We start from the raw sequence: 11,599 nt of genomic DNA on the forward strand, positions 1-11,599 counted from the left end.
ATCAGCCGATCCGGCGATCCGGCGATCCGGCGATCGGGCGATCCCGAGGTCCAGCGATCCGGCGATCCGACGATCCGGCATCCCCGCATCCCCGCATCCCGGCGATGCGGGGAGCCCCTGGCGCGTGCGCGGCTTTTGGGGCCGCGCGGCGCCGGGCGGAGTTATGATCGACCGCATGACTACTACCTACCCCACCATCGAGCAGACCGTCGGCAACACGCCCCTGGTGCGCCTGCAGCGCATTCCCGGGGCGGCGGGCGACGCGCGCGGCAATGTCATCCTGGCCAAGCTGGAAGGCAACAACCCGGCGGGATCCGTGAAGGATCGCCCGGCCTTGTCGATGATCCAGCGCGCCGAAGAGCGCGGCGACATCAAGCCGGGCGACACCCTCATCGAAGCCACCAGCGGCAATACCGGCATTGCGCTGGCCATGGCGGCCGCCATGAAGGGCTACCGCATGATCCTGATCATGCCGGACAACCTGTCCGTCGAGCGGCGTGCCGCCATGGCGGCGTATGGCGCTGAGCTCATCCTGACGCCGGCCGACAAGGGCGGCATGGAATATGCCCGCGACCTGGCCACCGAGATGCAGGCCGATGGCCGGGGGCTGGTGCTGGACCAGTTCGCCAATCCCGACAATCCGCGCGCGCACATTGAAACCACTGGCCCGGAACTCTGGAATCAGACGGAAGGACGCATCACGCACTTCGTCAGCGCGATGGGCACCACGGGCACGATCATGGGCGTATCCACGTACCTCAAGTCGCGCAACCCCGCCGTGCAGGTGGTGGGTGCGCAGCCGGCCGAAGGATCGCAGATCCCGGGCATCCGCAAATGGCCCGAGGCCTATATGCCCAAGATCTTCGACCGCAGCCGCGTGGACGCCTACGAGTCCATCCAGCAGTCCGAAGCCGAAGTGATGGCGCGGCGGCTGGCCGCCGAGGAAGGCATTTTCGGCGGGATCTCGTCGGCCGGCGCACTGGTCGCGGCCCTGCGCGTTGCCGAGCGCGTCAACGATGCGACCATCGTGTTCATCGTGTGCGACCGCGGCGACCGCTATCTGTCCACGGGCGTCTTCAACTGACCTGCTGGCTGGCCCCCGCGCGGGACGCGCGGCGCGCCGCCCAGGACGAGGCGGCCATCGCTTGAATGAAAAAACGCCCCGGCGGTTGCATCCGCCGGGGCGTTTGTCCATCCGCGCGGGCAGCAGTCACCGCGCGGGGAAAATCGGCGCGCGCGCGATCATCGCGTCACGCGGGCCTCGATCTCGGTGGCCAGGTCGGCCACCGACGTGGCGTAGAAGTAGCTGCGGTTGTACTTGGTGAGCGCAAAGAAGTTGGGCGTCCCCACGCGATACTGCGCCGTGCCGCGCATTTCCTCGACCAGATCCACCACGCCCAGCGGCTGGCTGACCCAGCCATCGCTGGATGCGCCGGGCTGCAGGCGCGAGCCCGCCGCCGTCAGCGTGGCCCAGCTTTGCTTGGGCTCCAGGCCGCCGTCCACCAAGGCGGTCGGGTCGGCGGGCAGCACCACCGGCGCGAACACCGGCAGGCCGCGCTGCCAGCCGTGCTGTGCCAGGAAGCTGCCCACGGACATGATGGCGTCCTGGGTGTTGTTGGTCAGGTCGATATGGCCATTGCCGTCGCCGTCCACGGCGTAATGCATCACGCTGGTCGGCATGAATTGCGGCATGCCGATGGCGCCGGCGTAAGACCCCTTGGTTTCCAGTTCCAGCTTGTCGTTCATGACGAGCGTCAGGAAGTCGGCCAGCTGGGTGCGGAACATCGTGGCGCGCTCGGGCTTGGCCGGGTCCGGGTAGTCGAAGGCCAGCGTGGCCAGCGCGTCCAGCACGCGGAAATTGCCCATGTTGCGGCCATACAGCGTTTCGACGCCGATGATGGAGGCGATGATCGGGGCCGGCACGCCAAAGCGTTGCGCCGCCTGATTCAGCAGGTCGCGGTTTTCGTTGTAGAACTCGACGCCCCAGGCAATGCGCTTGGGTTCGACGAAGCGGGAGCGATAGGTCAGCCAGCTGCGCCAGACCTTCTTGCCGGGTGGGGAGGGCGCGATGAGCCGCGCCACCGTGGCGTTGTAACGTGAGCTTTCCAGCGCCTGGACCATCGGCGCCAGCGGCAGCTGACGCTCGGCGGACAGGTTTTCGACGAAGGTGCGGACGTCGGGCCGCAAGGCGCCGGATGGCGTCAGCGTGGCGGGCGCGTCGTCCGCGAGTTCGGGGCCGAGCGTCGGCGTGCTGGGCCCGATGCGGATGGCAGGCGTCCCTGAAGCCTGAGCGGTCTGGGAAGCGGAAGGAGTGGAGGTTGCTGCGGTGGGAGTGGTGGTGGAGCACCCCGCCAGCAGAGCGGAAAGCGCGCCGAGTTGCAGTATTCGCCGACAGATGAACATAATCTTCCTTATGGAGACCATGTATCTTACCCACCCGGCATGCCGCTTGCATGAAATGGGAAGCTGGCATCCGGAAAGCCCCCAGAGGCTGGACGCCATCTCCGATCAGTTGCTCGCAAGCGGATTGATGCCTTATCTGGATGACCGGCAGGCGCCGCAGGCGTCCCGCAATGACCTCTTGCGCGTGCACACTGTCCAGTACCTGGACAGTTTGCAGAAACATACGCCGGACCAAGGGTATTACCCTATCGATCCCGATACGCTCATGAACCCGCACACCTTCGAGGCGGCGTTGCACGCGGCGGGAGCGGGGGTGGCGGCGGTCGATGCCGTGCTGGGCGGCGAGGCCCGAACGGCCTTCTGCGCCGTGCGTCCGCCCGGGCACCATGCGTGCCGGTCGCAGGCCATGGGCTTCTGCTTTTTCAACAACGTCGCCATTGCGGCGCAGCATGCCATGGACTTTCACGGCCTGACGCGCGTGGCGATCGTCGATTTCGACGTCCATCATGGCAACGGCACCGAAGATGTCTTTGCCGGGGACGATCGGGTGCTGATGTGCAGCTTCTTCCAGCATCCGTTCTTTCCCAATAGCGGCGCGGACCATCCGGCCGCCAACATGCTCAATGTGCCCGTGCCCGCCTACACGGCTGGCGCCGCGGTCAGGACCATCGTCACGGACACCTGGCTGCCGCGGCTGGAGGCCCACCGTCCGGAATTGATCCTTGTGTCCGCGGGCTTCGATGCTCATCGCGAGGACGACATGGGGCAGATGGGCCTGGTGGAGGCGGACTACGCCTGGATCACCGAGCAGCTGGTCGAGGTGGCCGATCGCCATTGTCAGGGCCGGATCGTGAGCACGCTCGAGGGCGGTTACAACTTGTCCGCCTTGGGCCGCAGCGTGGTCGCGCACATACGGGCGCTGGCGAAGCTGTAGAATCAGGAAAAAATTGTGCAATGCGATCCCGGCGCATGCCGGGTCATTATTTTCCAATTGGAGGCAGCGGGATGAAGGTGTTGGTACCTGTCAAGCGCGTCGTTGACTACAACGTCAAGGTGCGCGTCAAGTCTGATCAGACCGGCGTGGATATCGCCAACGTGAAGATGTCCATGAACCCCTTTGACGAGATCGCCGTCGAAGAAGCCACCCGCCTGAAGGAAAAGGGCGCGGTCGCTGAAGTCGTGGCGGTTTCTTGCGGCGTTGCGCAATGCCAGGAGACACTGCGTACCGCCATGGCCATCGGCGCCGATCGCGGCGTGCTGGTCCAGACCGATGCCGAACTGCAGCCGCTGGCTGTCGCCAAGCTGCTCAAGGCACTGGTCGATAAGGAACAGCCCCAGCTCGTGATTCTGGGCAAGCAAGCCATCGACGACGACGCCAACCAGACGGGCCAGATGCTGGCCGCGCTGCTGGACTGGCCGCAAGCCACGTTCGCCAGCAAGGTCGAACTGGCCGACGGCAAGGTCACCGTGACGCGCGAAGTCGACGGCGGCCTGGAAACTTTGTCGCTCAAGCTGCCCGCCATCGTGACCACCGACCTGCGCCTGAACGAGCCGCGTTACGTCACGCTGCCGAACATCATGAAGGCCAAGAAAAAGCAGTTGGACACCGTCACGCCGCAAGACCTGGGCGTTGATCCGGCACCCCGCCTGAAGACGCTGAAGGTCAGCGAGCCGCCCGCCCGCAAGGCCGGCATCAAGGTTGCCGATGTCGCGGCGCTGGTGGACAAACTCAAGAATGAAGCGAAGGTGGTCTGATCATGACGACGCTGGTTATTGCCGAACACGATAACGCTCAACTCAAGGGCGCAACCCTGAACGCCATCGCCGCCGCCGCCAAGATCGGAGGCGACGTGCACGTGCTGGTCGCCGGCGCCAACGCGCGCGCCGTGGCCGACCAGGCCGCCCAGGCCGCCGGCGTGGCGAAGGTCCTGCTGGCCGATGCCCCGCATCTGGCTGACGGCCTGGCCGAAAACATCGCCGCGCAGGTGCTGGCCGTGGCCTCGAGCTACAGCCACATCCTGTTCCCGGCCACGGCCTCGGGCAAGAACGTGGCGCCGCGCGTCGCCGCCAAGCTCGACGTGGCGCAGATCTCCGACATCATCGGCGTCGAATCCGCCGATACGTTCCAGCGCCCGATCTACGCCGGCAACGCCATTGCCACCGTGCAATCGGCCGACGCCGTCAAGGTCATCACCGTGCGTACGACCGGCTTTGACGCGGTTGCCGCGCAAGGCGGTTCCGCCTCGGTCGAAGACGCTGCCGCTGTCGCCGACTCGGGCCTGTCCACGTTTGTGGGCCGCGAAGTCGCCAAGAGCGATCGTCCCGAACTGGCCGGCGCCCGCGTCGTGGTGTCGGGCGGCCGCGGTCTGGGCAGCGCCGAAAACTTCAAGATCCTGGATCCGCTGGCCGACAAGCTGGGCGCCGCGCTGGGCGCTTCGCGCGCCGCGGTCGACGCCGGCTACGCGCCGAACGACTGGCAGGTTGGCCAGACCGGCAAGATCGTCGCGCCCCAACTGTACGTGGCCGTCGGCATCTCGGGCGCCATCCAGCATCTGGCCGGCATGAAGGACTCGAAGGTCATCGTCGCGATCAACAAGGACGCCGAGGCGCCGATTTTTGGCGTGGCCGATTACGGCCTGGTGGGCGATCTGTTCACGGTCGTTCCCGAACTGACCAACGCGCTGTAAACCGCAGCGCAGGCGTCAATCAGAACCGCGGGCATGACGCCCGCGGTTTTTTTTTGCGCGGTTTGTTTTCGGTTTATCCGCGCCGCAAAACTGTCAAAAACGTTTGATTTTCGCAAAGACTCTGCTAACGTAACCGGCGCGCTACCCCCTGTTTGCGAATGTGCTTGACCTGTACAGAACGAAGGAGATTCGGGATGGAATGGTTCTTTGACACACTACGTAAGTACCCGGAGCTGGCGATTTTCCTGACCTTGGGTCTTGGCTATTGGATCGGCGCCAAGAAGATCTTCGGCTTCAATCTGGGCGCAGTAACGGGAACTCTGTTGGTGGGCGTGCTGGTCGGCCAGCTCAACATATCGATTGCCCCCATTCTCAAGCAGGTGTTTTTCCTGCTTTTCCTCTTCGGTCTTGGCTACGGCGTAGGACCGCAATTCTTCCGCGGCATGAAAAGCGATGGCCTTCCTCAGGTCATTTTTGCCGTCGTCATCTGCGTGCTCTGCCTGCTGGTCACTTGGGGGACCGCGGTTGCGTTCGGCTTTGACGCCGGCACAGGCGCGGGATTGCTGTCGGGCGCGCAGACCATTTCGGCGGTCATGGGCGTGGCCACCGATACGATCAACGGGCTGTCCGTCGACGCCGCCACCAAGAAGCAGTGGATCGACAGCATCCCCGTCGCGTACGCGGTCTGCTACATCTACGGCACGGTGGGAAGCGCCTGGCTGCTGGCGTCCCTGGGTCCGAAGCTGATGCGCGTGGACATCGTCAAGGAATGCCAGGAGTACGAGGCCAAGATGTCCGGGGGGGCGGACTCGATGGAACTGTCGGGCTACCGCAAATTCACGGCGCGGGCATACCGGCTGGACAACACGGAATACGTGGGCAAGACGGTGGGCGACCTGGAGGCGAAGTTCGTCGACGCCCGCGTGTTTGTCGAGCGTATCCGCCGCGGCGACCAGATCATCGATGCCGACTCCACCACCGCATTGCAGGCGGGCGACGTGCTGGGCGTAACCGGACGCCATGACGCGCTGGTGCTGCAGGCCTCGGGTCTCATTGGCACCGAGGTCGAGGACCGTGACGTCATCAACCTGCCCGCCGAAGTCGTCGAAGTCGTGCTGACCAACAAGAACGTGGCCGGCAAGACGATCAAGGAGCTTGCCGATAACGAGACTGTGCGCCAACTGGGCCGGGGCGTATTCCTGCGCAAGGTCGTGCGTGGCGGCCACGAGATGCCGGTCAACTGGGGCCTGAAGCTGGACCGCGGCGACCGCCTTTTCATGTTGGGCGCCAAGCGCGACGTCGAACGGGTCGTGGGCAAGCTGGGCTACGTGGACCGCGCGACCAACCAGACCGACATGGTGTTCGTGGGTTTCGGCATTTTGCTGGGCGGGTTGTTCGGCACGCTGGTGCTGACCGTGGGCGGAATTCCGATCACGCTGTCGACCTCCGGCGGCGCGCTGATTTCAGGGCTGGTGTTCGGCTATCTGCGCTCCGTGCATCCGACGTTCGGGCGTGTGCCCGAGCCGGTGCACTGGTTCCTGACATCGGTCGGCCTTACCGCGTTCGTCGCCGTCGTGGGCATCGTGTCCGGACCGGGGTTCGTACAGGGTTTTCAGCAGTTGGGCGCCAAGCTTTTCATCGCCGGTGTCATCGCCACCAGCATTCCGATGATCCTGGGCGTGCTGATCGCCCGTCATGTCTTCAAGTTCCACCCGGCCATTGCGTTGGGGGTCTGCGCCGGCGCCCGGACCACGACCGCGGCCATCGGCCAGATCACCGAGACGGCGAAAAGCCAGGTCCCGGCGCTTGGCTACACGGTGCCTTATGCCATCGGCAATACCCTCCTGATCATCTGGGGCATTGTCATCGTCATGCTCATGGCCTAGCAGGACAGCCCCGCAAAGCCGCGGCGTGCGGGTGCTACAGAGCAGAAAAGCGCGGCAATCGTAACGGCGCCGGTCTTCACGGCGTCGGCCAACAAGCTCATCAGGAGTACACAAAATGGCTTCCACTGCGCCCGTCACCGTCAGCCTGGCCTCGGCCTTGAAGACCACGCGTTCCCATCAGCGCGACCTGGAACAGTTGTCTCCGTTTGAACTGAAGGACTATCTGATCACGCTGGCCAAGGATAGCCAGCAATCGGCCGCCGCCTCCATGCTGAATGCGGGCCGGGGCAATCCCAACTGGATCGCCACGGAACCGCGGGATGCGTTTTTCCTGTTGGGCCGGTTTGCCATGAAAGAGGCGCGCCGGGTGCGCGACGAAGGCATTCTGGCGGGCATGCCGGCCAAGAAGGGATGCGCCGACCGGCTGCGCAAGTTCCTCTCCAAGCACAAGGGTGAAGACGGCTACGACTTTCTGGTCGGGGTGCTGGAATACGGCGTGAAGATCAAGGGGTTTGATCCGGACGAATGGATCCATGAACTGACCGACAGCATCATCGGCGACCACTATCCCGTGCCTCCCCGGGCGTTGGTGCACATCGAGCAGATCATCCATGACTACCTCGTCAAGGAAATGTGCGATGGCCGCCCGCCCAAGGGCAAGTTCGATCTCTTCCCGGTGGAAGGCGGCACGGCGGCCATGTGCTACATCTTCGATTCGCTGATGGTCAACGGTCTGCTCAAGCAGGGCGACACCATCGCGCTGTTCCTGCCCACCTTCACGCCCTACATCGAGATCGCGCACCTCGAGCGCTTCCAGTTCAAGATCGTCGGCATCAACGCCAGCAGCATGCGCGCCGACGGCACGCACGATTGGCACTATCCGCCCTCGGAAATCGCCAAGCTGGAGGATCCCAAGATCAAGCTGGCGGTCACGGTGAACCCGAGCAACCCGCCCTCCGTCGCGTTCAGTCCCGTCGAGATGAAGCAGATCGTGCGCCTGATCCGCAAGAATCCCGACCTGGTGCTGGTGACCGACGACGTCTATGGCACCTTCGTGCCGAACTTCCGGTCGCTGATGGCCGAGGTGCCGCAGAACACCATCTGCGTGTACTCCTTTTCAAAGAATTTCGGCTGCACCGGCTGGCGTCTGGGCGTCATCGCCACGCACGAGAACAACACGATGGACCGGCGCATCGCCGAGCTGCCCGCAGCCTGGAAAAAGCGGCTGGACAAGCGCTACAGCGCCATGACGATGGAGCCGGAGAAACTGAAGTTCATCGACCGCCTGGTCGCGGACAGCCGGGATGTCGCCTTGAATCACACGGCGGGGCTGTCGTTGCCGCAGCAGGTGCAGATGGGCTTTTTCGCGCTGTCGCATCTGCTGGACCTGAAGGACGCCTACAAGCATCTGACCATGCAGATCGTGCGCAGCCGGCGCGACGCGCTGTGGCGGGGGCTGGGCATTCCGATGCCGCCGGAAGATCCGATGCGGGGCTGGTACTACGTCGAACTGGACTTCATGGTCTGGGCCAAGGTCATGTATGGAGACGCCTTCTGCAAATACATGATCGACAACTACGAACCGGTGGACTTCCTGTTCCGCCTGGCGGAGAAGTCGGGGGTCGTGCTGATGGACGGCGGCGGCTTCGGCGGCCCGCCGTGGTCGATCCGGATTTCGCTGGCCAACCTGGACGACGGGGACTACGCCAAGATCGGCAAGTACATGGTCGAATCCGCGACCGAATATGTCGAGGCGTGGAAGTCGTCTGAACTGGTGCGTTCCGGCCCCACCGCGGGCAAGGGCCAGACGGTCAAGGCCTCTGCCGCCAAGAAGCGCGTCCCGGCTGGCAAGACGGCGGCCAAGAAGGCCGTGAAGAAGGCGGTGAAGAAGGCCGACACGGCTGCGAAGTCGGCCAAGAAGGCCGCCGCGAAGTAGGCGGCCGCAACGCAGGCAACAACAGGGCGGCGTGAACTCATGACGTGTTCGGTCGGGTTTTTCAATAGCGTCCCCATCGCGGTGTTGTTCGTCACGGTGGGCTTGGGATACCTGATCGGCAAGCTGAAGGTCGGGCCGATACAGCTAGGCGGGGTGTGCGGCACGCTCATCGTCGCCCTGCTGATCGGCCAGACGGGCTGCCAGATGCGCGGCGACCTGAAGGAGGTCGCGTTCGCCCTGTTCATCTTTGCCATGGGCTACTCCGGCGGCCCGCAGTTCTTCGCCAACCTCAACCGGTCCAGCCTGCGCTTTGTGGCGCTGCCGCTCATCGAGGCGGTGCTGGTCTTGACGATCGTGCTGACGGCCGTGCCGCTGTTCGGGCTGGATGCCGGCACCGCCGCGGGCCTGGCGGCCGGTGCGGCGACGGAATCGGCTGTCGTTGGCACCGCCGCCGAGGCGCTCAAGCACCTGGGGCTGCCGGATGCCGAGGTGCAGCGCATGGAGGCCAACATCGCGACGGCCTACACGCTGACCTACCTGGTGGGGCTTATCAGCATCGTGTTCTTCACCAGCCAGGTGGCGCCCGCGCTGCTGCGCATCAACCTGCGCGAGGCGTCCAAGGCGCTGGAGGCCCAGTTGGGCGCCACGCCCGGCGACAACGACGAAGCCAGCCTGCCGACGCTGCCGCGGCTGGTGGGACGCGCCCACGTGGTCAAGGACGTGGACGGCAAACGGGTCGCCGACGTGGAGGCCGAGTTGGGCGGGCGCACGGTGGTCAGCCGCGTCCTGCGCAATGGCGAGGCGGTCGATGCCACGCCCGATTATGTGCTGGCGACCGGCGACATCGTGGTGGTGCTGGGACAGCGCCGTTTTGCGCTGCGGGCCGGATCGGTGATCGGCCCGGAAATCCAGTTGCCCGAGGCGCACGCGGACGACCTGCAATTGAGCGAGCTGCAAGTCATCGTCAGCAAGAAGACCATCAATGGTCACACGGTGGGCGAGCTGGCTAAGCGCCCCAACGCCCGGCGCGCGCGTGGCGTGTTCCTGCAATCCATTACGCGGTCGGGGCACGTGCTGCCCCTGACCCCCGCGACGGTCGTGCAATACGGCGATCTGGTCACCCTGGTGGGCGCGGAGCCGGAGCTGTCCGAGGCTGGCGCGGCGCTGGGATCCGAACTGCGCCGCAGCGGCGTGACCGACCTGGTCTTTCTGGCGTTCGGCATTCTTGCCGGGCTGATGATCGGCAGCCTGGGGGCAAGGCTGTGGGGGATTCCGGTATCGCTGGGCAGCGGGGGAGGGGCGCTGGTCAGCGGCCTGGTGTGCGGCTGGATCAATGCGAAGCGGCCGTCGATCGGACACATGCCGGCCCATGCCGTGCAATTGCTCAAGGACCTGGGACTGGCGATCTTCGTGGCCTGCGTGGGCCTGTCGGCCGGGCCGGATGCGCTGTCGCTGATCCGCGAGCATGGCGCGGTGCTGCCCTTGATCGGCCTGTTGGTGTCGCTGGGGCCCGCGTGCCTGTCGCTATGGGTGGGACACAAGCTGTTGAAGATCGAAGGGCCGCTGCTGGTGGGCGCCATTGCCGGGCAGCATGTCAGCACGCCGGCCATCAGCGCCATCCTGACGGCCAGCGGCAGTTCGGTGCCCCTCTTGGGTTACACCGTGACGTACGCCATCGCGAACGTGCTGCTGCCGGTGCTGGGGCCGATCATCGTGTCGCTGGCGTACCACCTGAGCTGAGGGTATTCGGTCGGGGGCGGGATGGCGCAAAGCCTGCTGCGAATATTGCATAAGGTTATATGACTTGCGTATTTCCCCGCCTGTTGGTTTGATGGAAGAATCGTTTCACACGCGGTCACCGCCGCCCCGAAACGCGATTGCCCGCTGCGGTCCAAGCCGGACCGGCGGCCGGTCCCATCAACTGAATCCCGTACAGGAGACATCATGAGTCAACTACGCCTGGGCGACACCGCCCCTGATTTCGAGCAGGAATCCTCGGCTGGCAAGATCCGCTTCCACGAGTACCTGGGCAACAGCTGGGGGGTGCTTTTCTCGCATCCGGCCGATTTCACGCCCGTCTGCACGACCGAGCTGGGCTACACCGCCAAGCTGGCCGACGAGTTCGCCAAGCGCAACGTGAAGGTTCTGGCCCTGTCGGTCGATGGCGCCGATTCGCACGCCAAGTGGATCGAAGACATCAACGACACGCAATCGACGACGGTCAACTTTCCGATCATCGCCGACAAGGACCGCAAGGTCTCCGAGCTGTACGACATGATCCACCCGAATGCCAGCGCCACGTCGACCGTGCGTTCGGTGTTCGTCATCGATCCGAACAAGAAGATCCGCCTGACCATCACGTATCCCGCCAGCACGGGCCGCAATTTCAATGAGATCCTGCGCGTCATCGATTCGCTGCAACTGACCGACAGCCACAGCGTGGCCACGCCGGTCAATTGGGAAGACGGCGACGACGTGATCATTGTTCCTTCCCTGCAGGACGAAGCGGTCATCAAGGAGAAGTTCCCCAAGGGCTACAAGGCCGTGCGTCCGTACCTGCGCATCACGCCGCAACCGAATAAGTAAATACGAAAAACAGGGGGTGCGCGCTGCCGCTTCAGCGCGCCCGATAACCACCTGGACCGCCGCAATCTTCATAGAGGATTGCGGCGGTTTTTCGTTGCTGG

9 protein-coding genes are annotated in these 11,599 nt (G+C 64.7%); 8 read left to right on the plus strand and 1 reads right to left on the minus strand.

What is annotated here, in order from left to right; genetic code table 11:
• Window positions 1–175: 175 nt before the first annotated feature.
• Window positions 176–1,084: a cysteine synthase CysM gene (cysM, locus tag QEP15_RS06695; RefSeq protein ID WP_056322744.1), complete on the plus strand. Its 909-nt coding sequence runs from the start codon at window positions 176–178 to the stop codon at window positions 1,082–1,084.
• A 158-nt stretch (window positions 1,085–1,242) separates the two neighbouring features.
• On the opposite strand, the gene mltB is transcribed toward cysM, so the two are convergent.
• A complete protein-coding gene (gene mltB, locus QEP15_RS06700) occupies window positions 1,243–2,403 on the minus strand; it encodes a lytic murein transglycosylase B (protein ID WP_280148584.1) in 1,161 nt (386 codons plus the stop codon).
• A gap of 10 nt (window positions 2,404–2,413) precedes the next feature.
• On the opposite strand from mltB, the gene QEP15_RS06705 reads away from it, so the two are divergent.
• From QEP15_RS06705 to QEP15_RS06735, 7 genes are all read left to right on the plus strand, one after another.
• Window positions 2,414–3,337 carry a histone deacetylase family protein gene (locus QEP15_RS06705; RefSeq protein ID WP_081100847.1) on the plus strand — a complete coding sequence of 308 codons (924 nt, stop codon included), beginning with the start codon at window positions 2,414–2,416 and terminating at the stop codon, window positions 3,335–3,337.
• Between the two features lie 71 nt (window positions 3,338–3,408).
• Window positions 3,409–4,158, plus strand: a complete 750-nt coding sequence (locus tag QEP15_RS06710) for an electron transfer flavoprotein subunit beta/FixA family protein (RefSeq protein ID WP_056322273.1) — start codon at window positions 3,409–3,411, stop codon at window positions 4,156–4,158.
• Window positions 4,159–4,160: 2 nt separating this feature from the next.
• Entirely contained in the window at window positions 4,161–5,090 is a 930-nt protein-coding gene (locus QEP15_RS06715; protein ID WP_056322276.1) for an electron transfer flavoprotein subunit alpha/FixB family protein, read from the plus strand.
• 194 nt (window positions 5,091–5,284) lie between these two features.
• Complete coding sequence (gene aspT / locus QEP15_RS06720; RefSeq protein WP_056322278.1) at window positions 5,285–6,976, plus strand: aspartate-alanine antiporter; 1,692 nt, start codon at window positions 5,285–5,287, stop codon at window positions 6,974–6,976.
• Between the two features lie 115 nt (window positions 6,977–7,091).
• A complete protein-coding gene (locus QEP15_RS06725; protein ID WP_062838611.1) occupies window positions 7,092–8,912 on the plus strand; it encodes a bifunctional aspartate transaminase/aspartate 4-decarboxylase in 1,821 nt (606 codons plus the stop codon).
• Window positions 8,913–8,951: 39 nt separating this feature from the next.
• Window positions 8,952–10,652 (plus strand): aspartate-alanine antiporter, encoded by a 1,701-nt coding sequence (aspT, locus tag QEP15_RS06730; RefSeq protein WP_152383777.1) that lies wholly within the window; start codon window positions 8,952–8,954, stop codon window positions 10,650–10,652.
• A gap of 204 nt (window positions 10,653–10,856) precedes the next feature.
• A complete protein-coding gene (locus QEP15_RS06735; RefSeq protein WP_280148585.1) occupies window positions 10,857–11,498 on the plus strand; it encodes a peroxiredoxin in 642 nt (213 codons plus the stop codon).
• The last annotated feature ends 101 nt before the right edge of the window (window positions 11,499–11,599 follow it).

It is taken from the genome of Achromobacter mucicolens (assembly GCF_029866465.1).
Classification (GTDB): Bacteria; Pseudomonadota; Gammaproteobacteria; order Burkholderiales; family Burkholderiaceae_B; genus Achromobacter; species Achromobacter mucicolens.